The following is a 23330-nucleotide window of genomic DNA, read 5'->3' as shown; positions in this document are numbered from 1 at the left end:
ACAGCTGCCTTGACAGTGTGGCGCCAAATAGAGTCTAATTCAGGGTTCCCCGTCCGCACGCCTGTCAGCCAGTCAATTTCGGCCTCGATATGCACGGATGAGCTGTGTGGCGTGACGCTGGCTTAACATCTGCGAACTGTCATCGGCGCCGATTCCTGACGAAGACGTCAGACCCGATTTTGCATCCTATTTTGCTTTAAGCGAGACCACCATGAAACGTACTTACCAACCTTCCGTCGTTCGTCGCAAGCGCACGCACGGCTTCCGCGCACGTATGGCTACCCGTGGTGGCCGCCAGGTTCTGAACGCACGCCGCGCCAAGGGCCGCAAGCGTCTGGCTGTCTAAGCCAGTAGTGCCTGATCGACCGCGGTCAGCCATGACAGGCGAAGGTTCGCACGACTTCGCGCGCGCTCGGCGCATTCTAAAAACGGATGAGTTCTCATCCGTTTTTCGTTTGCGGCCAGCGCAAAAATCCGCGCATTTCGTGTTGTACACACGGCCCAGCCCGCTGCCCCATGCGCGGCTGGGTATCGTCGCGGCCAAGCGTTTCGCGCCGCGCGCCGTCACCCGCAATACCATCAAGCGCATCACACGCGAGCTGTTCCGCACGAACGAGATCCAGGCCGTCGATTGCATCATCCGCCTGGCTCGCCCGGTCAACACGAAGGCGGGTCCGGCGACCAACAGCGCCCTGAAACGCCTGCTGCACGCGGAACTCTCGCGCCTGCTCGCTAGCCAGCGCCCGCGGCGGCCCGCCGGGCCGGCGCCAGCGCCCTTAATCTCATGAAGACCTTGCTCATCTGGATCGTGCGTGCTTACCGGCTCGTGCTGTCGCCGATGCTCGGGCAGAATTGCCGCTTTTACCCGTCCTGTTCCAGCTATGCCATCGAGGCGCTCCAGACCCATGGTGCGCTGCGCGGCAGCTGGCTGGCCGCGCGCCGACTCGGCCGCTGCCACCCCTGGAACGCCGGCGGCGTCGACCCCGTGCCGCCCAAGGGGCACACGCATTCCCACTCAGCCGCTTGCGGTTGCAACCACTCCTGATCAATACCTCAATGGAAATCAATAAACGTACCATTCTGTGGATTGTCTTTTCCGTCTCGCTAGTCATCCTGTGGAACAACTGGATGGTGTCGAACGGTAAGCAGTCGATGTTCTCGCCTGCGCCGCCGGCCAAGGTTGCCACCGCGCTGGCCCCCGCCGCGAATGGCACCACCGGCGTTCCCGCCGCAGCGCAAACGGGCGCGGTCCCGGGCGCCGTGCCTGGTGCATTGCCGGGCCAGCCGGCCGCGCCTGCGCCGGTGCGTGCCGAGCGCATCACCATCACTACCGACGTCGTGAAAGCCGAGATCGACACCGTCGGCGGCGTGATCCGCCGCCTCGAGCTGCTGAAGTACCCGGACCAGTACGACAAGACCAGGAACCAGGTCCTGTTCGACGTCTCGGGCAACAACGTCTACCTCGGCCAGACCGGCCTGATCGGCTCGACCCCGGCCGGCGTGCTGCCGAACCACAACACGCCATTCGTGGCGCGTCCGGGCGCGCGTACGCTCGACGGCAACAATTCGGTGCAGGTCGTGCTCGAAGCCGAGCAGGGCGGCGTGAAGCTGACCAAGACGCTGACGTTCAAGCGCGGCGACTACGTCATCGACGTGCGCCACGACGTGACGAACCTGACCGCGGTGCCGGTGCAGCCTTCGCTCTACCTGCAGCTGCAGCACGACGGCAACCCGCCGCCGGGCGAGTCGTTCTTCATGCCGAGCTACACGGGCCCGACCCTGTGGACGCCGGAAGACAAGTACCAGAAGCTGACCTTCGAAGACATCGAAAAGGGCAAGGCCGAGCACGCCACCAAGGCGAACGGCGGCTGGGTTGCCATTTCGGAGCACTTCTTCGCGTCGGCCTTCATTCCGGCCGAAAATGCAGCGCGTGAAATCTTCACGAAGAAGCTGGGAACCAACCTGTACGCCATCGGCACCGTCCAGCCGCTTGGCACCGTGGCGCCGGGCGCCACCGTCTCGAACACGGCGCGCCTGTATTCGGGGCCGCAGGATGAGAAGACGCTGGAAACGATCACCCCGGGCCTCGAGCTGGTCAAGGACTACGGCATGTTCGCGATCATCGCCAAGCCGCTGTTCTGGATCATGGACCAGATCCACAAGGTGCTGGGCAACTGGGGCTGGACCATCATCGCCTTCACCATCCTGATCAAGCTGGCCTTCTTCCCGCTGTCGGCCGCGGGCTACCGCAGCATGGCGAAGATGCGTGTGGTGACGCCGAAGATGCAGGCAATCCGCGAGCGCTACAAAGCCGACCCGGTCAAGATGCAGCAGGCCACGATGGAGCTGTACAAGGCCGAGAAGATCAATCCGCTGGGCGGCTGCCTGCCGATCCTGGTGCAGATGCCGGTGTTCCTGGCGCTGTATTACGTGCTGTTGGCCTCGGTCGAGATGCGCGGCGCCCCGTGGATCGGCTGGATCCAGGATCTGACCCAGCCTGACCCGTGGTTCATCCTGCCGGTCCTGTACGCCGGCTCGATGTTCATCACGCAAAAGCTCAGCCCACAGCCGGCCGACCCGATGCAGGCGAAGATGATGCTGTTCATGCCGCTAGCGTTCTCGGTCATGTTCGTGTTCTTCCCGTCGGGCCTGGTGCTGTACTGGGTGGTCAACAACCTGGTGTCGATCGCGCAGCAGTGGGTGATCACGAAGAAGTACGAAACAAAGAAGTAAAGCCGAACAGGTAAGGCGTAAGCTGCCTTGAACGCAAAGAAGCCCGTGGACTCCACGGGCTTCTTGTTTTTCAGCCTGGCAATTCGCTCAGGCGGCTTTGCGGCGGCGTGCGGCAGCGGCGCCCAGGATGCCCAGGCCGAACAAGGCCAGGCTTGCCGGTTCCGGCACTTCCTCGATGTCGGCCTGGACAAAATTAAAGGCGAGGTTGCCGCTGCGATGTTGCAAGCTTGGTCGAGGCAGCCGTAGAAGCCGTGATAGCTCTGGAACTGCGCCGGGCTCGAGTCAAGCCACAGGCCGCTGACGAGGCCCGAGTTGAACTGGATCGGCGCCAACTCTGCCAGATATTGTACCGAGGTCACTTGCTGGCTATAAACGGTCTGCCAGGTGTGGCCCGCCGGGCTTTCCGTTCCCTTCCATAAATCACTTACAATTCGTCGATGAAGCTTGATACCTCTCCCATTGCCGCCATCGCCACCGCACCAGGACGCGGCGGCATCGGCGTCGTGCGCGCCTCGGGCAAGTCGCTCGGCGCGCTGATCGACACCCTGTTCCCCGGTACCCAACTGGCGCCGCGCCATGCCACCTACATCCCGTTCAAGTCGGGGGACGGCGCCGTCATCGACCAGGGCCTCGCGCTGTATTTCAAGGCGCCGCATTCGTACACAGGTGAAGACGTGCTCGAATTGCACGGCCACGGCGGGCCCGTGGTGCTGCAGATGCTGCTCGCGCGGGTGCTGGAAGCGGGTCGCGAGCACGGCCTGCGCCTGGCCGAACCCGGCGAATTCACGCGCCGCGCCTATCTCAACGACAAGCTCGACCTGGCGCAAGCCGAAGCCGTGGCCGACCTGATCGACGCCTCCACCGAGGCGGCGGCACGCTCGGCCTCGCAATCGCTATCGGGCGCGTTCTCGCAGGTGGTGCACCGGCTGGTGGAGCAGACCATCAACCTGCGGATGCTGGTTGAGGCGACTCTGGACTTCCCGGAAGAGGAGATCGATTTCCTCGAGAAGTCGAACGCGCGCGGGCAACTGGGTGGAATCATCGAGTCGCTCGAGCACGTGTTCCGCCAGGCGGCGCAAGGCGCCCTGCTGCGCGAGGGCCTGAACGTGGTGCTGGTCGGGCAGCCGAATGTCGGCAAGTCGTCGCTATTGAACGCGCTGGCCGGGGCGGAAGTGGCGATCGTCACACCGATCGCCGGCACCACGCGCGACAAGGTCAGCGAGACGATCCAGATCGAGGGTATTCCCCTGAATATCATCGACACGGCGGGCATCCGCGCGATCGACGAAGGGATCGACGTGGTCGAGCGCATCGGCATCGAGCGCACCTGGGGGGAAGTCGGCAAGGCGGACGTGATCCTGCACCTGCTCGATGCGAGCCTGGGCCCGAGCGCGGCCGATGAAACGATCGTCGCCGCTTTCCCGGCCGGAGTGCCGGTGGTGCGCATCTGGAACAAGATCGACCTGTCGGGCCACCGTGCAGCGGTCGAGGGCGCGGCGGACGCGACGCATATCTACCTGTCGGCCAACGAAAAGCTGGGCATCGACCTGCTGCGCGCGGAATTGCTGCGCATCGCGGGCTGGCAGCAGACCGGCGAGTCGCTGTACCTGGCGCGCGAACGCCACCTGATCGCGCTGCGCGGGGCGAGGCAGCATCTCGACATGGCGGCCCAGCATGCGGCGCAGGATGACCAGTCGCTCGACCTGTTTGCCGAAGAGCTGAGGCTGGCGCAGGATCAGCTGTCCAGCATTACGGGCCAGTTCACGCCGGATGATTTGCTTGGGGTGATTTTCAGCCGGTTTTGTATCGGCAAATAGCTTGCCGAGCGCGGCGCGTCCCCGCGCGCCGCCATGCTAGGCTCTCCTCAAGCAAACAGAGGAGTGACCATGCTTGAGAAGAACCTGCCCGCCCGGCGCAGACTGTTGACGGGCCTGGCCGCCATTTCCGGCGCCGTCCTGCTGGTCTCCTGCGCCAGCATCCTCGGCCCGCGCGAGGTCGACCTGCCGCTGCATAAACTGCAGGCCGGCCTCGACCGCCGTTTCCCCGTCGACAACCGCCTGCTCGAACTGTTCGACGTGCGCCTGTCTCGTCCGCAACTGAACGTGCTGCCGGGCGACCGCGTGTCGCTGACGGTGGATGCCAGCGTCGCGCAAACCTTCCTGCGCACTCCGCTCGCCGGCACGCTGGCGTTTTCGGGGCGCCTGTATATCGACCAGGGGCGCAACGGCGTCTACCTCACCGAGCCGCGCATCGAACGCTTTGCCGTTAACGGCATCGACGAGTCGGTCCAGCGTCAGCTCGCGCGCGCCGCCAACGGCCTGCTCGACCGGGCCCTGCCCGATATTCCGGTCTACAGCTTCCGCATGGAAGAGCTGCGCTATGCCGGCGTGCAGTACGTGCCGACCCGGATCGCGACCACGACGAACGGTCTGCGCGTGTCGCTCGAGCCAGCCCAGCCGCGCTGAAAATGCCTTGCATTCTGTTACACAAAAGAGGGCTTTCGAGCGGCGCGCACGATTGGAACGCGGCCGGAATGCGCCTTTGCTACTGCTATGATTTCCGCAGCTGATCTCGCTAATGACGCAGCTTTGACACCTACAGCGCTCCCATCAGGCGAGGTGTTGCATGGTTGCCGCAACAGTAAACAGACGGCGATAACGACATTGCGGCTGCGCCGGGTTGGGCGCACACTGAAGCATCAAAAACGGCTGTGGCAGCGCTGCCGGACATCGGGCATCTGATTGCGTTGCCTCATGTCTTGTAATGTTCCGCCAAAGTAATATTGTTTTACGGATTGATGTTCTGCGGTAGGAGGCGACCTTGGAAACGATACAAGACAGTGTGATGAACGACAGTGTGGCGCGCGAGCCGATGGCTTCCGCCGCAGCCGCGGCGCAAACACGGCCGACGCGGCTCAGCCTGCCCCCGAAGGGTTCGTGCTGGTATTGCGAGAAGCCGGTCGACAGTGTGCGCCGCTTCTGCGGCAAGGACTGCACCGACGCTTTCGACGAAGAAGCCGAATACACCCGCTAAAATCGCCAGCCGTTTATTTTCCGGCTAAATCTGGCTGGTCCAGCAGTTCCAGCGCGCGCTCGTAATCGAACACCATCACTGCCGCGCGCAAGGCTTCATATTCCCGCTCCCCGAGTTCCGCCGCCAGTTCGGTGCGCGCCGCCGCGACCAGCTCGACCGCGGCGCCATCGCCGATGTCGAGCAGAGTGCGCAGCCTGGCCCTTGTGTGGGGCCCGGCAGGCGTTGCCCGCGACGCTGGCTCTTCCAGCGCGAGCGCCATGCCCTCCAGTTCATGCAGCACATGGGAAAGCGCCTCATCAACGCGCAGGAACAGGGCGTCGACATGGTCCTCGCCGCTGCGCAGGCCCTGTTCGAATGCCAGCGTGGCCGCGGACAGGGCGCCCGCTTCAATCATTCCCGCCGCACCCTTGAGCGTATGCGCCAGGCGCTGCGCGAGCGCCATGTCGCCGCCATCGAGCGCGGCGCGAATGGCCGCGCCGGCATGGCGGTAATCGGTGCGAAAGCGCGCCAGCGCGCGCAGGTAGATGTGCCGGTTGCCCATCAGGCGCTCGACACCGGCTTCCACATCGATTGCCGGCAAAGCGCCGGACCGGGATGGGGAACAGCCGGGGCCGCGCGTCATCAGGAGGTAGCGGCGGTCAGAGGGTGGTGAACGACCAGGTGCGCGACACCGGGGTGCCGCCGACCGTGCCGGCGAAGCTGACGTCGTAGACGGTGCCCGCCGCCAGCGGCGCCAGCGGCACGATCGCGGCCGACGAGCGGCCGGTATGGGTGTCGTTCGCATTCGTCAGCAGCCGCACCGTCATGTCGGCGCCGCCGCGTGGACGCACGCTGAAGGTGGTCACCTGGATGGTGGCGTCGATATTGGCGTGCACGCTGATCGGATAGCCGACTTCGTTGCGGTCAGGTACCGGGTCGGGGGATTCGGTATTGCTGAAGAAGTTGCGCGGCACTGCGGTCTGGCCGCTGAACGGCCACACCGCGACCTCCCCGCTGGCCAGGCCCGTTCCATAGCCGTTGTTGGCGGTGAAGTTGGCGGTGAAATAGTTATAGCCAGTGCTGGTCGTCGCCGCGCCGGTGCCGATTTCCTTGAATATCGGTTCGAAGATCACGAAACGGTGATAAATGGCGGTGATCAGTTCCTCGGCCATGTACTGGCCCGAGCCGTTGCTGGTGGCGGAAATGACTTCGCCATAGGCCCGGCTCCTGCTGGTGTTGAATACGTACCCGGCCGACTGCAGGCGGTCGGCCAGGGCCGCGCCGGTGAAGCCCTGGCGGCCGGGCGTCTGGTCGTGCGTGATGGTGTTGTTGACGCGCTGGTACTCGGAGTGGCCCTGCGCTGCGATATCGATCACGGTACTGCGCGCCAGCGTCGTCATGCCGATCTGGGCGCGGCGGAAATTGATCCATTCGCGTCCGTCGAGGGCGATATTGCCGGTCAGGATAGGTGCGCCCGGAGCAACCGGCGTCGGCGTCACCGGTGGAGGCGGCGTGAGCGGATCGGGATTGGCCGGCGTCGTCGGCTGCGGGGGAGTATTGCCGGTCGGGGGCGGCTGGGCCGTGTCCGAGCCGCCATCGCTGCCGCCGCCGCCGCAAGCGGCCAGGGCCAGGGCGGTGACGCATCCCGCCAGTATCATCCTCACGCGCAGCATGTCGCTCATCCCAGCACTCCTGATTCTTGTATATAACGCCAAAGTGGCACATTCTAGGACAAAACCCATCCGCATGACGAAGAGCAGCGTGCGCGATGGCGGGCGCGTGCCCTGTAGAATAGGTTCACCCTTCTCTTGACCGGACACGAATTGAACCGACCCCCATCTGCACGCCTCGCGCGCGCCAAGTTTGCCCTGCCGAGTTTCGTGACGCTGCTGTCGATCGCCTGCGGATTCGGCAGCATCGTCATCACGGTCGACAATGCCCAGGTCGGCGCGCCCGGCGACTTCCGGCTGGCCGCCATTCTGCTGGTGCTAGCCGGGGTGTTCGACGCGCTCGACGGTTTCGTCGCCCGCGCCACCAACACCCAGTCCGACTTCGGCGTGCAGCTCGATTCGATCGCCGACGTCATGAACTTCGGCTGCGCGCCTGGCCTGCTGCTGTACTGCTACGGCTTCTCCCAGCTCGGCGCCGCGCACCCGACCATCGTGCGCATGGGCGGGCTTGCCTGCTTCATCTTCGTGGCCTGCGGCGCATTGCGCCTGGCCCGCTTCAACATCTCAGTCGGGCGTACCGATCCGCGCTACTTCGTCGGCATGCCGATCACCGCCGGCGCCGCCTGCGTTGCCGCAGTGGTGGTGGCCTGGCCCGATCCGGTCAGGAGCACCGCCGGCGCCTTCGCCGTGATGGCGCTGATGGTAGCGGTGGGCACGCTGATGGTGTCGACAGTCAGGTTTCCTAGTAGCAAGCAAAAGCTGACCAAAGGGATAGTAGTCGTGCTGGCCGTTGCCGTCCTGCTCCTGATCATGTTGCAGACGCGCTTTTTCGTGTTGTTCTTCCTGCTCTACATCAGCGCGACGCTGCTGTTGAACCTTGCCTGGCTCAACGGCTGGCGCGGCGTCGCCCCGCCGATCGTCTACACGGACGAGGGCGAGGAAAAACTTTAGGCGAATTTGTCGAGCAAGGCTGCCAGCCGTGCCGCCACGGCGCGCGCAGCGTCCAGGTCCTCGGCGCCTTCGCTGTGGGTTACGACAGTGGCCGTGAGCAGCTGAACAAACGAGCGGTCGAGCGCCTTGCGCGCGGCTGCCATCTGCTGCGCGACCGCTTCGCAGTCCGCCGGCTCGGCCGCCAGCGCGATCAGTTTCTGCACCCCGCGCAGCTGGCCCTCGATGCGGGCCAGGCGGTTCAGCAAATCCTTCTTCTGCTGCGCCGTCAGCGCGCTTCCCTCGACAATCTTGACCGGCTCGGCCATGGCGTCAGGCGACTTCGTGACCGCGCGCCGCGCGCAGGATCGCGAACCAGTCGCTGCGCTCGAGCGTGAAGCCGGTTGCGGCCACCGCGGCGGCGATCGAGGCGACCTTGCCGCTGCCCGTCAGCGGCAGCGGGCGGCTCGGCAGGGCCATGATCCACGCGAACACGACGCTCACAAACGATTGGCCGATGCGGTCTGCGATGTCCTGGATCGTGGCGCGCAGCTGCGCGGTGCCGGCGTCGTCGTTCGTCAGCAGGCGCCCGCCGCCCAGTGGCGACCAGATCATCGGCGCGATGCCCAGGTCTTGCAAGCCGTCGAAGGTGTCGTCGAACATCGGCGCAGTTGCCAACGGCGAGAACTCGACCTGGTTGGTGGCCAGCGGCACCCGGCGATTCAGGGATTCGAACTGGTGGCGCGTGAAATTCGACACGCCGACGTGGCGCACCTTGCCGGCGGCTTGCAGGCCGGTAAAGGCTTCCGCGACCTCGTCGAAATTCATCAATGGATCCGGACGGTGGATCAGCAGCAGGTCGAGATAATCAGTCCCGAGCTGGCGCAGCGAGTTGTCCACGGAGGCGAGGATGTGTTCACGGCGCGTGTCGTAGTGCTGGATCGTGTGTTCCGGGCGCGCTGTTGAGACCAGCTTGATGCCGCACTTGCTGACGATTTCCATGCGAGCGCGCAGCGAAGGCTGGGCGCGCAGGGCTGCGCCGAACAAGGCTTCGACACCGTAGCTGCCGTAGATGTCGGCATGGTCGAAGCTCGTCACGCCCATCGCCAGGCATTCCTCGATGAAGGCGATGCGCTGCTGCACCGACATGTCCCATTCGCCCAGGCGCCACATGCCGGCAATGACGCGCGACAGTTCGGGGCCATCCTTGCGGGTAAAAGTGCGTGGACAGGAGAGGGTGGCGGGCTGGGTCATGGGTGGGCTTTTTGGCGGGGATGGTAGCTGTGCATTATAGCGGCGAGGCTTGAAACAGCTCATTCCCGTCGCGTGGGTTGCACAGACCCCACGTCCCTCCGGCAGAGATCTGGGGGTAACAAACAAAAAATGCCCGCCGGGCGAACCGGGCGGGCATTTTGTTTAGCAGCGTTACCGCTTACTTGACCATCAAGCGCACCGAGTCCCAGGCGCGCCCGAAAATGCTCGCTTCCTGCACTTCTTCCAGCGCGACGACCGGCAGCACCAGCAGCGGCTTGTTGTCGACCATCATGCGCAGCGTGCCGACGCGGCCGTTGCGGGCGAGCGGGGCCATCAGCGGGTCCTTGCGCTCGAGCACAGGCTTGAGTTTGCCGGCGACGCCTTTCGGTACCGTCACCAGGATGTCGTTGGTAAAACCGATCTTCACGTTCGACTGCGCACCTTTCCACACTTCCGGCGTGGCGATCGGCTGGCCCTTCGAGTACAGCTTGACGGTGTCGAAGTTCTGGAAGCCCCAGTTCAGGAGCTTCTGGCTTTCCTGGGTACGCACGCCATCCGAGCTGGCGCCCGAGACCACCGAGATCAGGCGGCGCTGGCCGCTGGCGCCGTTCGGGCGGCGTGCCGAGGCGATCATGCTGTAGCCGGACGATTCGGTGTGGCCGGTCTTCATGCCGTCCACGGTCGGGTCGAGCCAGAGCAGGCGGTTGCGGTTCTGCTGGGTGATCTTGTTATAGGTGAACTGCTTGACCGAGTCGATCTTGTAGAACTCGGGGAAGTCGCGGATCACGTTCGAGGCCAGGCGCGCCAGGTCGTTCGCGGTCGAGAAATTGTCCGGGCTCGGCAGGCCGTGCGGATTGGCGAAGCGGGTGTTTTTCAGGCCCATGCGCTGGGCTTCGCGGTTCATCAGCACGACAAAGGTGCCTTCGTCGCCGGCGACGGCTTCGGCCAGGGCGACGGCGGCGTCGTTACCCGACTGCACCATCAGGCCATGCAGCAGGTCGTCCACGCTCACCGGGGTGGCCGGGTCGATGAACATCTTCGAGCTGCTCGAATCGACTTTCCAGGCGCGCGGCGAGACGTTGACCATGGTGTTCAGGGCCAGTTTCTTGTCGCGGATCGCCTGGAAGGTGACGTAGGCGGTCATGATCTTGGTCAGCGATGCCGGCTCGATGCGGGTGTTCGGGTCCTGGGCCGCGATGACCTGGCCACTGGTGGCGTCGAGCAGCAGCCACGATTTCGCGGCGATCTGCGGGGCAGGCACGGTTTGCGCGCTCGCCGAAATCGTCAGCAAGCTGGCGGCTACGGCCGCAATCAGTTTTTTCATGGGAGCTATGTATCAGTAGGGGTGGTGCGGATGCTGCGAACAACGCTTTAGAAACGTTGCCCAACAGCATGGAATCATTGAAGTGCTTAATTATAGGCCAGTGACGCGCTCAATTGTCACGGCGCCACATTTGCATGACAAGATTTTTGATCGGATTGAGGCGCTTGTGGAAGAAATGGTCGGCGCCCGGGATCACGATCACCGGGATTTCCTGAGGCCGCGCCCAGTCGAACACCATCTGCAGGGTGATCGTATCGTCCAGCTCGCCATGGATCAGGATCGTGTCTTCGGGCACGTGCGGCATCGGCCACTTGCCGGCGGCACAACCCACCAGCACCATGCGCTCGATCGCGTGCGGCTGGCCCTCGTTTTCCAGGCGCGCGTGCAGCTGGGCCTGGACAAAGGTGCCGAACGAAAAACCCGACAGCGCCACCGGCAGGCCTGGATACTGCTCCTGCATGTGCGCCATCATGAAGGCCATGTCGTCGACTTCGCCGTGGCCGCGGTCATGCACGCCCTCGGACTGGCCGACGCCGCGGAAATTGAAGCGCGCCGTCGCATAGCCGAGCGTGACAAAGGTGCGGGCAAGGGTCTGCGTCACCTTGTTTTCCATCGTGCCGCCGTACAGCGGGTGCGGATGGGCGACCAGGGCGATGCCGCGCGGCGCCGCTTCCGGCAGGTCGAGCATGCATTCCATTTTGCCGGCAGGGCCGTCGAGGGTGAAGCGTTTCGAAAACTTGTTCATGTGTAAATAATCAGATTCAGACGTCAGATTTTCAGTCGCTCGACGACCTGGCCGCCGAGGATGTGCGTGTCGATGATGTCGTCGATGTCGGCGGTGTCGACATAGGTGTACCAGGTGCCTTGCGGGTAGATGACCACGACCGGGCCTTCTTCGCAGCGTTCCAGGCAGCCGGCCTGGTTGATGCGCACCTTGCCCGGCTCGTTCAGCCCGAGCGCCTTGATGCGCTTCTTCGCATGCTTTTGCGCGATCTCGGCGCCGGCCTTGCCGCAGCTCTGGCGGCAATTCTCGCCCTCGCGCACGTTCATGCAGAAGAACACGTGATGTTCGTAAAAAGGTTTTTTATCGTCGTTCATGTCAGTCCCGTCGGTAGGGCATATCAACCAGCCGCAATCTTACCCGCGATTGAGTTTATGCGAGGGCAGCAGCAGGAACCAGAGGGCGAAGAACGGCCACATCAGCGACAGGAACTGGGCGGCCCCGTTGAAGTTCAGGAACTTGCCCTGCACCCAGCCCTGCAGCGTGAGCGTGAAATACGGGTTGGCGGGAATCGTGTTCACCACGATCAGGGAGAGGATCAGCGTCACCACCGCCAGGCGCCGCTGCGCCAGTTGCGGCGCGAACGCCAGGCCCGCCAGCATGATGAGGCCGATCAGGAAGCCGCCTTCGGCGCCGGGCGTGATCCAGACGAAAGCATTATCGGGCCGGAACAGGAGCGAGCTGGCCAGGGCCTTCATGAACAGCGCGGCGCCTATCATCACCAGCACCAGCGTGTAGCGCGGCGCAGTCCGGCGCAGCAGGCAGAGCAGGGTGAGCGCCGCGCCGGTCATGCCGCAGGCAGTGATGATGGTTTCCGACAGCCAGTACTGTTCGACGCTCATCGCCGGCCCCGGGCGCAGCATGGCGACCAGGTCGATGTCTTCGTCGAACAATGCCGACAGCCAGCCGGAGATAATCGGCAGCACCTGGCCATGCCCGAACAGGAAGCTTTGCGGGTAGATCTGGGCCAGCGGCCATAGCGCCAACAGCACCAGCCCCTGGCTGGCGTGCGGCGCGAACCAGCGCTGGCGCAGCCGGTTCAGGCGGCCCTCGAGGAGCAGGCCGCGCGCCAGCAGCGGGCCGATGCAGGCGCCGATGAATGCGCCGGCCGAATTGGTCAGCAGGTCGAGGTTCGAGGGCACGCGGCTCGGCAGGAAGTTCTGCACCGCTTCCATCGTGCCCGAGACCAGGAAGCCGATGATCGCGGCCAGCAGCGCCGCCCACACGCCGCGCACCAGCGGATACAGCGCCAGCACCAGCAGCACGCCGAGCGGCACGTAGCCGACGATATTGACCATCACGTCGAAGCCGGTCCAGTAGCGCTGCTTGACCAGGTTCATGAACGACAGCAGCGGCAGCCCGTTGCTGCGCCAGCCGGTGAACGGGAACCAGCTGGCGTAGACGATCAGGAGCAGGTAGGCCAGCAGCGCCGCGCGCGAGATGGGCGAGCCGCGGCGGCGCCGTTCTTCGCTTGGCACCCCCCTGTCGTCCACCGGCGCGTCGGTTGCGGTCATCGCTTGCGGGTATCGATGCCAGCCAGCCAGGCGGTGATGTCGGCAGCGGCGCCGTCGGTGCTGGCGGCCAGCGCACGCGCGCCGCCGGGAGCATCCGCGCTGGGCGCGGGAGTGGCGCGGCTGAAGGTTTTCTGGTCGAGCAGCGTGTGGCTGTTGAACACCGAGGCGCGCAGCACGACAACGCCTTCGCTCTGGGCCGCGCTGGCGAAGGCATGCGAGAAGTCGTCAATCTCGAGGCGCAGGACCGGCACGTTCGTGTTCGAGTCGGTTGCCGACAGCACCTTGATGCCGGCCTGGGCCAGCCGCGATTTGAGGCGCTGCGTTACCAGCAGCAGCGGATTGGCGGCCCAGCGCGCATAGGCATAGGTGCGCGCCTGCAGCGGATCGTCGTAGTTCAGGCGGTAGACCATGCGCTCGTTCTCGAACGCGGGCGAACCGGTCGCGTCCATCACGACGATGGCGGCCATGGGCGCCTGCGCAGCCTGCGTCGAGGGAGCACCGAGGGGAGCACTGACAGGTGCACCGAGCGGCCCGAAATCGAACGCGGTATTCGCGGGGGCCTTGTTGCCGGACGCGCAGCCGGCGACAGTGATGACAAAAGCGGCGGCGCCGAGGATGCGGGGCAGGGTGGTGTTCAAGGTAAGCCTCATTTGGTCGGGGCGACGAAGCCCGGTTCGCCGGGGCCGGGTTGCTGGTTGGGACCGCCGAACAGGATGCTTTGCGGGCGGTCGCCAATCGCGTCGGAGGTGCGCCGCACCGAACGCAGCGCGGTGCGCGCTTCGTCGGTCATGCGCACCAGGTGCGGCAGGGTTTCCGCTTCCAGGTCGCTGGTGACGCCCTGGAGCGAGCCGATGGCGTCGTTCAGGCGGTTGATCGGGCCGTCTGGCGCCTGCAGGCCGGTAGCCAGGCGGTCGTAGTTCTGAACGGTCGTGGTGGCGCTGGCGGCAAAACTGTCGAACGAGGTGAGGCTCTTGTCGATCTTGTTTGCCAGGGCCGGCAGCTTGTCGATCGTCGGGCCGAGGCGTTCGGGGATCTCCCCGTAGGCAACGGCGGCCTTGCTGATGTTGTCGAAGGCACCGATGATGGTCTTCTGGTTCTCGTCGCTCATCAGGTTATTCAGGCGCTCCGTGATCTGTTCGGTGCGGTCGAGGATGGCGACGCCGCGCTTTTCCAGCTGGTCCAGCAGGCCCGGGCGCAGCGGGATGCGGCCGACGTGTTCCGGATCGGTTTTCAGCAGCGGGGAGCCGGTGCGGTCGTCGTCGAGCTGGATGAAGGCGATGCCGGTCACGCCCTGGTAGCCGAGCGAAGCGAAGGTGGTGGTCGTGATGGGCGAGCCTTCTTCGATCGACAGTCGGATCATGATCTGGCCCGTCACCTTCGGGTCGAACACGATTTCTTCCACCCGGCCCACTTCCAGGCCGCGGTAGCGCACGGTGGCCTGCGGGTTCAGGCCCGGGATCGACTGGGTGGTGACGATTTCATAGGGCGATCGTTCGGTCTTGTCGCGGTTCAGCCAGAGGCCGGCCAGCACGGTGGCAATCAGCAGGGCAATCGTGAAGACGCCTGTCATCAGGGCATAAGATCGGTTTTCCATATCACTCCTTTGGTTCCTCCTCGGCGGCTTCGTCGCGATCCTCATCGCGTTCCTCATCTCGTTCGTCCAGCACTTCGAGTGCCCGCTGGCCGCGGCCGCCGAGGAAGAATTGTTTGATGAACGGATGGTTCACCCGCAGCACGTCGCGTGACGGTCCGACCGCCAGCACGTGCTTCTCGGCCAGGACCGCGATGCGCGAGGACAGCGCGAACAGCGTATCGAGGTCGTGGGTGACCATCACCACGGTCAGTTTCAGTTCCCGGTGCAGGGCCTGGATCAGCGTGACGAACGCGTCCGACGCATCGGGGTCGAGGCCCGCGGTCGGCTCGTCCAGGAACAGCAGGCGCGGCTCCAGGGCCAGCGCGCGTGCCAGGGCCGCGCGCTTGGTCATCCCGCCCGACAGGTCGGACGGCATCTTGTTCGCGTGTTCCGCGCCCAGGCCCACCATGTCCATTTTCAGCAGCACCGCATCGCGGATCACGTCTTCGGGCAGTGCGCGCAGTTCGCGCATCGGCTGGGCGATGTTGTCGAACACGGTCAGCGCCGAATACAGCGCGCCCTGCTGGAACAGCATGCCCCAGTGGTTGCGCATGCGCTGCAACTGTTCGGGGCCGGCCTCGCTGATGTCTTCGCCGAACACGCGCACGCAGCCGCGCGAGGGCCGCTCCAGCCCCAGCATCTGCCGCAGCAGCACGGTTTTGCCGGTGCCCGAGCCGCCGACGATCGACAGGATCTCGCCCGCATAGATCTCGAGGTTCAGGTCCTGGTGAATGACGGTCTTGCCGAACTTGGTCCACAGGCTGCAGATCTCGACCACCGGCGGGCCGACGTCTTCTTCCGGTTTGCGGTTAAGTTGTTGAGGACTGCGCTGTTGAGGACTGCGCTGCTGGGGTGCACGTTCTTTATCGATCATCGGAAACCAACCCCACTGAACACGATCGCAAACACAGCGTCGGCCAGGATCACGACCGTGATCGAGGTGACCACCGAGGTCGTGGTGCCGCGCCCCAGGCTTTCGGTATTCGGCTTGATGCGCAGGCCGAAGTGGCAGGACACGAGCGCGATCAGCATGCCGAAGGTCATGCCTTTCAGCAGGCCGATCGTGTAGTTCGCCATCGGCACCGCGTCCGGCAGCTTCTGCAGGAAGTAGCGGAACGACAGGCCGAGCTCGAGCTTGGCCGAGGCGGCGCCGCCGAGCAGGGCCATGGCGTCGGTCCAGACCACCAGCAGCGGCATCGCGATCGCCAGCGCCACCACTTTCGGCATGATCAGGCGGTAGCCGTGCGAGATGCCCATCACCAGCATGGCGTCGAGTTCCTCGTTGACCCGCATCACGCCCAGCTGCGCGGTGATGGAGGAGCCCGAGCGGCCCGCGACCAGGATCGCCGCCAGCAGGGGGCCGAGCTCGCGCACCACGCTCATGCCGAGGATGTCGACCAGGTAGATGTCGCCGCCGAACTGGCGCAGCTGCTGCGCGGACAGGAAGGAGAGCACCACGCCGATCAGGAAGCCGACCAGGGCCGTGATGCCCAGCGCCTGGAAGCCGGAATGGTAGATGTTGGCCGAAATCTCGCGCCAGGGCCCGGTGTTCGGGCGGCGGATGAAGCGGCCCAGGTCCTGGATCAGGCGGCCGATGAGTTCCACAAAACCGTGCAGGTGCTCGAAGAAGCTCAATAAGCCCTGGCCGAGGACGATGATCCAGTTCAGCGGGCTGACTTTATGGCGCGGCAAATTGACCCGGCTGGCCTGCTCGATACGGGCAAACAGCTCTTCCTGGCGCGGGTCGAGCTGCAGCCTGGACGGGCGCTTCTTGCCCCAGGCATTCCAGAGCAGCTGGGCGCCGATGTGGTCGAGGCTGGCCACGCCCGTCAGGTCCCACTCCAGTTCGCCCTTGTTCTTGAGGCCGGCCAGCATCCGATTGATGCCCTTGAGCTGGCCTTTCTGGCTCAGCGCATGCACCTGCCAGACACCGGTCGCCATGACAGATTGCGCCGCGCCGCCGGCGGAAGGTTGAATCGTCAATATTGGCGTATTTTCAATCTGCATTGTTGCAGTGTAAAAGGAATTGGCCGACTCTGCCATGGACCATGCCCCTAGCGTGCTCAGGCCGCAAGGTGGCGGACCTGCCTTGCAGGGGCGGCGACGACGGAAGTTTTATCCTTTTCTTTCGACTTGCCGGCGCCGTCGACGCTGCCGGCGTAGTCGCTCGCCACCAGCGCGGCGGCCCGGTCGCGCTCCATGCCGGTGACCTGCAGCCACTCGACGACGAGCTTCGCCAGCTTCTCGAGGGCGATGCGGTGCGTCGCGTCCGTCTTCGTGTAGATCCAGTCCGAGAAGGCCATGAAGTTCTCGAACGGGCGCACGCCCAGCAGCTCGCGCACGGTGTTGGCGAAGCGCCCCGAGTTGGCCACCAGGTCCCAGTAGCGGGCAAAGCGCACCAGGCGCTGCATGGCCGGGAAGTCGATCAGGCCCGTCGCCAGCACGGTGTAGGGCGGCGCCGGGTCGTAGACCATCGCGTAGGGCTCGGTGTGGCGGATGATCGGCGTGCCGCGCAGGCGTTTCAGGATGCCGAACTGGATCTCGTGCGCGCCCAGACTGACCAGGCGGTCGAAGCCGCGCGCAAAACTGGCGATGTCCTCGCCGGGCAGGCCGGCGATCAGGTCCACGTGCAGGTGCGCTTGCGAGTGCTCGCACAGCCAGCGGATGTTCTCCATCGCCTTCTCGTTGTTCTGCTTGCGGCTGACCAGTGCCTGCACTTCCGGATTGAAACTCTGGATGCCGATCTCGAACTGCAGGGCGCCCGGCGGGAACTGGGCGATCGTCTGCTTCAGCGGCTCCGGCAGGTGGTCGGGCACGAGCTCGAAGTGGGCGTAGACCGGGTCTTCCGGGTTCGCTGCCAGCTTGTCGAGGAAGAACTGCATGATCCGCTGGCTCGTCTTGACGTTCAGGTTGAAGGTGCGGTCGACGAACTTGAACAGGCGCGCGCCTCTGGCGTGCAGGCTTTCCAGCTGGGCCAGGAAGGCGTCGAGCGGGAAAGGCCACGCGGTCTTGTCCAGCGACGACAGGCAGAACTCGCATTTGAAGGGGCAGCCGCGCGAGGCTTCCACATATAAGGTGCGGTGCGCGATGTCTTCGTCGCTGTACAAAGCGTAGGGCAGGGCGATCTCGGCCATGGGCGGCTGGACCCCGGCGTGGATTTTCATCAAGGGCTTCGGGCCATCCAGGATCTCCGCGCACAGCTTCGGGAAGGTGACGTCGCCCCAGCCGGTGACGACGTAGTCGGCCAGCCTGGCGATCGCCTGTTCATTCGTCTCGAACGACACTTCCGGGCCGCCCAGCACGACAATCACCTCGGGCGCGACGCGCTTGAGCATGGCCACGACTTTCGTCGTTTCCTCGACATTCCATATATAGACACCGAAGCCGACGATCTGCGGGCTGTGCAGCAGCAGGCGCTCGACTACGTCGGCGGTCTTGGCGCCGATGACGAATTCCTGAATGCGGGTTTCGGGTGCCAGCGGCCCCATGTTCGCCAGCAGGTAGCGCAGTCCCAGCGAGGCGTGGGTGTAGCGGGCGTTAAGGGTGGACAGCAGGATGGTCATGGACGGGCACTGGATCGGCAAAGGGGCCATTTTACGCGCTGGCGTCGCAATCGGTGCTGGCGCTGGCAGATATTGCCTGTTAGAATGCGGCCTTGGAATTCAGGGATCTGTTGCCCAGTTGTGGAACAGCCTCCCAGCAAGTTATGCCTGATGACCATAGCAAGTCGGTCCCACCCCTTCCCATCCCGAACAGGACCGTGAAACGACTTTGCGCCGATGATAGTGCTGCAACCAGTGTGAAAGTAGGTTATCGTCAGGCTAGTTATAGAAGAAAACCCACTGAGTGATCTCAGTGGGTTTTTTTTCGCCTTCACCTCCTGCCTGCACCCTGCCTTCACCTCCTGCCTGCACCTCCCGCCTGTAGCGCCTGTCCATCGCGATTGCTTTCCTAATTGCAATTGGCAAAGAAACATGCATAGAATGCATGCTCAGCAATTAAGGAAGCCATCATGTTCATGACCAACATCGAAACCATCCCCGGCATGACGATCACGACCAGCCACGGCGTCGTCTCCGGCAGCACGGTGCGCGCCAAGCACGTCGGACGCGACATCATGGCAAGCCTGAAGAACATCGTCGGCGGCGAGCTGCGCGGCTATACCGAACTGCTGGAAGAGTCGCGCGAGCAGGCGATCGAGCGCATGAAGGCGCAGGCCCAGCAGATGGGCGCGAACGCCATCGTGAATGTACGTTTCTCGACCTCGTCGGTCGCGGCCGGCGCCGCCGAGATTTACGTCTACGGCACCGCGGTGACCGTGCGCAGCTGAGATGGAACCACTTCTTCTTCTGCTGCTGTTCTGGGGCGTGCCTATCGTCCTTGGCTATGTCTTTGGGCAGATTGCCGAGAAGCGCCACTACCGCTCGATCCACGCGCGCGAACAGGCCTGGCTGCACCTGCCGACGACGGCGGGGCGGCATCCTGTTACGGACGGACGGGTCACGCGCAGTGAGCTCGTCACCGCAGGCACGGTCGTCTCGGCGGACTATTTCAAGCGCGCCGCGGCGGCACTGCGCACGGTCATCGGTGGCCGGGTGAAGTCGCACGAAAGCCTGCTCGACCGCGCCAGGCGCGAAGCGGTGCTGCGCCTGAAGGAGCGTTGCCGGGGCGCGCACGAAATCGTCAACCTGCGCCTGGAAACGGCGCCGCTGTCGACCACCAATGCCGGCGGCGTGAGCGCGGTCGAGGTCTTCGCCTACGGCACCGCACTGTACTTCGCCCACCCGCCACAGCATGAAATACACGCCGTCGCTGCCAGAGCGGAATGACAATGTCACGCAGGAGCATCCGCTCAAGGATTTCCTGCTGATTTTGGGCGGGCTGGCTGCGCTGGCGCTGCTCGTCTTCTTCCTGCTGGGCTTGCTTGTCGATGCGGTGGTCGACCGCATGGAGCCCGGCACCGAAGCGTCGCTGACACGCATCATTGCTGCGAACATGCCGGCCGCGCCGGTGAAGGCCGATCCACGCCAGGCCCAGCTGCAGGCGCTGGCCGACAGCCTGCGTCCCTGTATCGCTCTGGCGAGACCGGCGCAAGTGCGCCTCGCCGATTCAAGCACGCCGAACGCCATGGTCGTGCCGGGCGGGACCATTTATGTGTTTTCCGGGCTGCTGGACCGCGTGAAGTCGGAAAATGGCCTGGCCTTTGTGCTGGCGCACGAGTTGGGCCACCTCGCCCATCGCGACCACCTGCGGGCGCTGGGCCGGGGCATCGTGCTGTATGGCCTGGCTGCGCTCGTCACGGGCGACAATTCGGCGCTGGCCGGCGTGCTGGCGCCGGCGCAGCATCTGGGCGAGAGCAGCTATTCGCGTGCGCGCGAATCGGCGGCCGACGCCCTGGCGCTGCGTGTGCTCCACTGCCGCTACGGCCATGCCGGCGGGGCAACCGAATTCTTCAGCGCGCTGCGGGAGGAGCAGGGCAGCGGCCTGCCCGGTTCCCACTATGTCGCCTCGCATCCCGCGATGGACGCGCGCATCGGCGCGCTGCAGGCCGCCATGGTGAAAAACGGCATGAAAAGCGGGCCCGTGCGGCCCTTTACTCAGGCACAATAAATAGCCGGGTCCGCAAGATCGGCATCAAGATGGCACAACCCATCAACTTCGCTAGGTTAAAAAAGGCTGGCTGGCGATCAAACTGTATCTCCGCGTCAATATGGGGCGGCTTTACGCGCTCCAAGGGTTCATTCGTTTTTCATCTCGCACGCGGCAAGGCCGCAGAAAGCGTTAACATGAAACGTCAGCCTGGCGCCCCACAGCGCCGCCTTTCCCCTTGTTTTTCTCGTTCGCTGCAAGCCGGCATCGCCGCAAGCTGCCTGCTCGTCCTGGCCGGCTGCAGTGATTCCGACAAGCCGGCCCCCGGGACCACGCCGCCCCCGCCGGTCGTGACGGCTTCCCGCATCAATGTCGACGTCGCCCGCACCACCTATGGCGTGCCGCACGTGCGTGCCAACGATTTCCGCAGCCTCGGCTATGGGCTGGCGTATGCCTACGCCCAGGACAACCTGTGCATGTTCGCCGATACCGTGCTGACCGTGCGCGGTGAGCGCTCGCAATTCTTTGGCGGCGAGGCCAAGGCGCCCCAGCGCACGGGCGACGAATACGGCGCGGCCAGCGGCTTCATGGACCTCAAGAACGAGGACAGCGACTTCTTCTTCAAGGGCTATCTCGACATCAACCAGTTGCGCGCCAACTATGCCGCGGGCAGCGCCGAGCCGCGTGAGCTGGTCGAAGGTTATGTCGAAGGCTATAACCGCTATGTGACGAATTTCGCCGGCCAGTATCCGGCCGCCTGCAAGGATGCCAAGTGGGTGCGCCCGATCACGGTGGACGACATGTACCTGATCATGGCCGAGAAAGCCTTGCATGCCTCGGGCCAGGTGTTCTCCAAAGACTTCGTGGCCGCCGGCCGCGCGGTCGGCGGCACGGTCAGCCTCGCAGCCCGCGCAGGCAAGGCGAAGCTCGACCCGGCATCCCTGGTCGCCCAGCTGGATAAATTCAACCGGCAGGGCATCGGCAGCAATGGGCTGGCGGTCGGCAAGGATCTGTCCGCCAACGGCCGTGGCCTGCTGCTCGGCAATCCGCACTATCCATGGACCTCGTCCGACCGTTTCTACCAGGCCCACCTGACCGTCCCCGGCCGCTATGATGCGATGGGCGTCATCATTGGCGGCGTGCCGGCGATCGTCATCGGCTTCAACCGCGACGTCGCCTGGAGCCATACGGTCACCACCGCGATCCACTTCACGACCTTCCGGCTGGCCCTCGATCCGGGCGACGCCACTGGCACGACTTACCTGTATGACGGCAAGCCGGTCAAGATGACGTCGAAAACGGTGGCGGTCGACGTCCTGCAGGCGGACGGCACGCTGGCAAAGCGCAGCAAGACCTTCTGGTTCAGCCAGCAGGGCGCCGTGATCGTCCGGCCGGAAGCGGGCATGACCTGGACTGCCAGCAACGCTTACGTACTGGCTGACCCGAACCGCAACAACACCCGCATGCTCGAGCAATGGCTCGGCATCGGCAAGGCCACCAGCGTGCAATCGCTCAAGGCCTCGCTCGACCAGGTCGTCGGTTTGCCCTGGGTGAACACGGTGGCCGCCGACCGTGCCGGCAATGCCCTGTATGCCGATGCCAGCGTGGTGCCGCATATGGACGCCACCAAGTTCGGCAACGGCTGCCTGCTCCTGCCGGCGGCCCTGATGTTCGACGGTTCGCGCAGCAGTTGCGCCTGGGGCCAGGACGCGAACGCCCCCGCCGGCATTTTCTCCCCGGTGAACGGTCCGTCGATGCTGCGTACCGATTATGTCGGCAACTCCAACGACAGTTACTGGCTGACAAACCCGAAAGCCTTGCTGACGGGGCCGGCGCCGCTCGGCTTCTCGCCACTGTACGGCCGCGTCGGTGTCGAGCAGAGCCTGCGCACGCGGATCGGCTTCAGGCAGGTCGAGGAGTTGATCGCCCAAGGCAAGAAACTGGGACTGCACGAGTTGCAGACCCTGGCGTTCGCGAACCGCCTGCATGCCGCCGAACTCGTGCTGCCGGAACTGCTGCCGGCCTGCTCGGCCGGCAGCGACCAGGTCCTGCTGCAGGCCTGCGCGGCACTCGGCGCCTGGGACCGCAAGGTGAACATCGACAGCCGCGGCGCGGTGCTGTTCCGCGAGTTCTGGAATACGGCGGCGAGCATTCCCAACAAGTGGGCGGTGCCGTTCAATCCGGCCGACCCGGTGAACACGCCCCATGGCGTCGCCCCGGGGGCCGTGCCGGCGATGCTGACCGCACTGAAGAATGCGGCGCTCAAGCTGCAGGCGCTCGGTATCCCGCTGGACGGCGCCCTCGGCGACTACCAGACCGAGACCCGCAACGGGAAGCGCTACCCGCTGCACGGCGGCATCGGCAACATCGACGGTTCGTACAACTCGCTGACCATGCGCAGCGGCTTGACCGCAACCGGCTACAACGGCGTGCACTGGGGACAGAGCTATATCCAGACCGTGACCTTCGACGACGCAGGGCCGCTTGCGCAGGCAGTGCTCACTTATGGGCAGTCGACCAATCCGCGTTCGCCGTATTACACCGACCAGCTGGGGGCCTTCTCGCGCAAGGAGTGGCCAATACTGCCGTTCGCCCAGGACAAGATCAAGGCCGACCCCAACTATATGCTGCTGACGCTGACGGAGTAAGCTGAAGCGGAACTTAACGAGAATCCCGGCGCGAAAAAAGAGGCTTGCAGACCAGCGCCGGGGTTCGCTATAATTCGCCTCCTGCTGCAGTCGCACCGCGAAACACTCAACGAAATCAAGTAGTTGAGAATGTCGAAAGTGCGCTACGAACAGCAGGGTGAAGTAAAAAGAGTTTGACGAGCAATGCGAAACACTGCATAATCTCATCTCTCTGCTGCTGACGAACAAAACGATTCGCAGAACAC

The 23330-nt window shown here is 64.5% G+C and carries 26 protein-coding genes and 1 rRNA gene; 13 read left to right on the top strand and 14 right to left on the bottom strand.

Annotated features, from left to right (window positions below; genetic code table 11):
• Positions 1-211 precede the first annotated feature (211 nt).
• From rpmH to yidC, 4 genes are read left to right on the top strand one after another with little or no spacing between them, the layout of a single operon-like run.
• A complete protein-coding gene (gene rpmH, locus ACFPN5_RS08245) occupies positions 212-346 on the top strand; it encodes a 50S ribosomal protein L34 (RefSeq protein WP_040378179.1) in 135 nt (44 codons plus the stop codon).
• A gap of 31 nt (positions 347-377) precedes the next feature.
• Positions 378-788: a ribonuclease P protein component gene (gene rnpA, locus ACFPN5_RS08240; RefSeq protein WP_379783097.1), complete on the top strand. Its 411-nt coding sequence runs from the start codon at positions 378-380 to the stop codon at positions 786-788.
• Positions 785-1045 carry a membrane protein insertion efficiency factor YidD gene (yidD, locus tag ACFPN5_RS08235; protein ID WP_379781999.1) on the top strand — a complete coding sequence of 87 codons (261 nt, stop codon included), beginning with the start codon at positions 785-787 and terminating at the stop codon, positions 1043-1045. The genes rnpA and yidD overlap by 4 nt, the downstream gene beginning before the upstream one ends.
• Before the next feature lie 11 nt (positions 1046-1056).
• Complete coding sequence (gene yidC, locus ACFPN5_RS08230; RefSeq protein WP_379781997.1) at positions 1057-2733, top strand: membrane protein insertase YidC; 1677 nt, start codon at positions 1057-1059, stop codon at positions 2731-2733.
• A gap of 87 nt (positions 2734-2820) precedes the next feature.
• Here yidC and ACFPN5_RS08225 read toward each other — a convergent pair whose 3' ends face one another.
• Positions 2821-2958 carry a PEP-CTERM sorting domain-containing protein gene (locus ACFPN5_RS08225; protein WP_379781994.1) on the bottom strand — a complete coding sequence of 46 codons (138 nt, stop codon included), beginning with the start codon at positions 2956-2958 and terminating at the stop codon, positions 2821-2823.
• Between the two features lie 212 nt (positions 2959-3170).
• Between ACFPN5_RS08225 and mnmE the strand changes: the two genes are divergently transcribed.
• From mnmE to ACFPN5_RS08210, 3 genes are all read left to right on the top strand, one after another.
• Positions 3171-4550, top strand: coding sequence for a tRNA uridine-5-carboxymethylaminomethyl(34) synthesis GTPase MnmE (gene mnmE / locus ACFPN5_RS08220; RefSeq protein ID WP_379781992.1), 1380 nt, complete (start codon positions 3171-3173; stop codon positions 4548-4550).
• A gap of 69 nt (positions 4551-4619) precedes the next feature.
• Positions 4620-5198, top strand: a complete 579-nt coding sequence (locus ACFPN5_RS08215; RefSeq protein WP_379781990.1) for a DUF1439 domain-containing protein — start codon at positions 4620-4622, stop codon at positions 5196-5198.
• Between the two features lie 355 nt (positions 5199-5553).
• Complete coding sequence (locus tag ACFPN5_RS08210) at positions 5554-5766, top strand: hypothetical protein (protein WP_379781988.1); 213 nt, start codon at positions 5554-5556, stop codon at positions 5764-5766.
• Between the two features lie 13 nt (positions 5767-5779).
• Here the strand turns inward: ACFPN5_RS08210 and ACFPN5_RS08205 are convergent, their stop codons facing one another.
• Complete coding sequence (locus tag ACFPN5_RS08205) at positions 5780-6331, bottom strand: Hpt domain-containing protein (RefSeq protein ID WP_379781986.1); 552 nt, start codon at positions 6329-6331, stop codon at positions 5780-5782.
• Between the two features lie 73 nt (positions 6332-6404).
• On the bottom strand, positions 6405-7427 hold the full coding sequence (locus tag ACFPN5_RS08200; RefSeq protein WP_379781984.1) for a CAP domain-containing protein: 1023 nt from the start codon (positions 7425-7427) through the stop codon (positions 6405-6407).
• A 141-nt stretch (positions 7428-7568) separates the two neighbouring features.
• On the opposite strand from ACFPN5_RS08200, the gene pssA reads away from it, so the two are divergent.
• Positions 7569-8366, top strand: coding sequence for a CDP-diacylglycerol--serine O-phosphatidyltransferase (gene pssA, locus ACFPN5_RS08195; protein ID WP_379781982.1), 798 nt, complete (start codon positions 7569-7571; stop codon positions 8364-8366).
• On the opposite strand, the gene ACFPN5_RS08190 is transcribed toward pssA, so the two are convergent.
• From ACFPN5_RS08190 to ACFPN5_RS08140, 11 genes are all read right to left on the bottom strand, one after another.
• Positions 8363-8671, bottom strand: coding sequence for a metal-sensitive transcriptional regulator (locus ACFPN5_RS08190; protein WP_379743932.1), 309 nt, complete (start codon positions 8669-8671; stop codon positions 8363-8365). The genes pssA and ACFPN5_RS08190 overlap by 4 nt on opposite strands.
• A 4-nt stretch (positions 8672-8675) precedes the next feature.
• Positions 8676-9596, bottom strand: coding sequence for an aldo/keto reductase (locus ACFPN5_RS08185; RefSeq protein WP_379781980.1), 921 nt, complete (start codon positions 9594-9596; stop codon positions 8676-8678).
• 178 nt (positions 9597-9774) lie between these two features.
• Entirely contained in the window at positions 9775-10920 is a 1146-nt protein-coding gene (locus tag ACFPN5_RS08180) for a D-alanyl-D-alanine carboxypeptidase family protein (protein WP_379781978.1), read from the bottom strand.
• Between the two features lie 109 nt (positions 10921-11029).
• Positions 11030-11665, bottom strand: a complete 636-nt coding sequence (locus tag ACFPN5_RS08175) for an alpha/beta hydrolase (protein WP_379781976.1) — start codon at positions 11663-11665, stop codon at positions 11030-11032.
• 23 nt (positions 11666-11688) lie between these two features.
• Positions 11689-12018: a (2Fe-2S) ferredoxin domain-containing protein gene (locus ACFPN5_RS08170; protein ID WP_379781974.1), complete on the bottom strand. Its 330-nt coding sequence runs from the start codon at positions 12016-12018 to the stop codon at positions 11689-11691.
• Between the two features lie 39 nt (positions 12019-12057).
• The gene (locus ACFPN5_RS08165) at positions 12058-13215 is read right to left on the bottom strand and encodes a VanZ family protein (RefSeq protein WP_379781971.1); all 1158 of its coding nucleotides are present in this window, start codon (positions 13213-13215) and stop codon (positions 12058-12060) included.
• On the bottom strand, positions 13212-13853 hold the full coding sequence (locus ACFPN5_RS08160) for an ABC-type transport auxiliary lipoprotein family protein (RefSeq protein WP_379781968.1): 642 nt from the start codon (positions 13851-13853) through the stop codon (positions 13212-13214). Before ACFPN5_RS08160 ends, ACFPN5_RS08165 begins: the two co-directional genes overlap by 4 nt.
• 8 nt (positions 13854-13861) lie before the next feature.
• Positions 13862-14809: an MlaD family protein gene (locus ACFPN5_RS08155; RefSeq protein WP_379781966.1), complete on the bottom strand. Its 948-nt coding sequence runs from the start codon at positions 14807-14809 to the stop codon at positions 13862-13864.
• Position 14810: 1 nt separating this feature from the next.
• On the bottom strand, positions 14811-15722 hold the full coding sequence (locus tag ACFPN5_RS08150) for an ABC transporter ATP-binding protein (protein ID WP_379781964.1): 912 nt from the start codon (positions 15720-15722) through the stop codon (positions 14811-14813).
• Positions 15719-16855, bottom strand: coding sequence for an MlaE family ABC transporter permease (locus tag ACFPN5_RS08145; protein ID WP_379781962.1), 1137 nt, complete (start codon positions 16853-16855; stop codon positions 15719-15721). Before ACFPN5_RS08145 ends, ACFPN5_RS08150 begins: the two co-directional genes overlap by 4 nt.
• Positions 16856-16911: 56 nt before the next feature.
• Positions 16912-18411, bottom strand: coding sequence for a B12-binding domain-containing radical SAM protein (locus tag ACFPN5_RS08140; RefSeq protein WP_379781960.1), 1500 nt, complete (start codon positions 18409-18411; stop codon positions 16912-16914).
• Between the two features lie 146 nt (positions 18412-18557).
• Here ACFPN5_RS08140 and rrf point away from each other — a divergent pair.
• The 5 genes from rrf (at position 18558) to ACFPN5_RS08115 (ending at position 23085) form a co-directional block, all read left to right on the top strand.
• Positions 18558-18670: ribosomal RNA gene (gene rrf, locus ACFPN5_RS08135) — 5S ribosomal RNA — on the top strand.
• Positions 18671-18860: 190 nt separating this feature from the next.
• A complete protein-coding gene (locus ACFPN5_RS08130) occupies positions 18861-19178 on the top strand; it encodes a YbjQ family protein (protein WP_379781958.1) in 318 nt (105 codons plus the stop codon).
• A 1-nt stretch (position 19179) separates the two neighbouring features.
• Entirely contained in the window at positions 19180-19677 is a 498-nt protein-coding gene (locus tag ACFPN5_RS08125) for a YbjQ family protein (protein WP_379781956.1), read from the top strand.
• Complete coding sequence (locus tag ACFPN5_RS08120) at positions 19643-20458, top strand: M48 family metallopeptidase (RefSeq protein WP_379781954.1); 816 nt, start codon at positions 19643-19645, stop codon at positions 20456-20458. The genes ACFPN5_RS08125 and ACFPN5_RS08120 overlap by 35 nt, the downstream gene beginning before the upstream one ends.
• A 176-nt stretch (positions 20459-20634) precedes the next feature.
• Complete coding sequence (locus ACFPN5_RS08115) at positions 20635-23085, top strand: penicillin acylase family protein (protein WP_379781952.1); 2451 nt, start codon at positions 20635-20637, stop codon at positions 23083-23085.
• Positions 23086-23330 lie beyond the last annotated feature (245 nt).

The organism is Massilia niabensis, assembly GCF_042655085.1.
Classification (GTDB): Bacteria; Pseudomonadota; Gammaproteobacteria; order Burkholderiales; family Burkholderiaceae_D; genus Telluria; species Telluria niabensis.
Note: the sequence above shows the minus strand (reverse complement) of the source record. Positions and strands in the feature narration are given on the sequence as shown.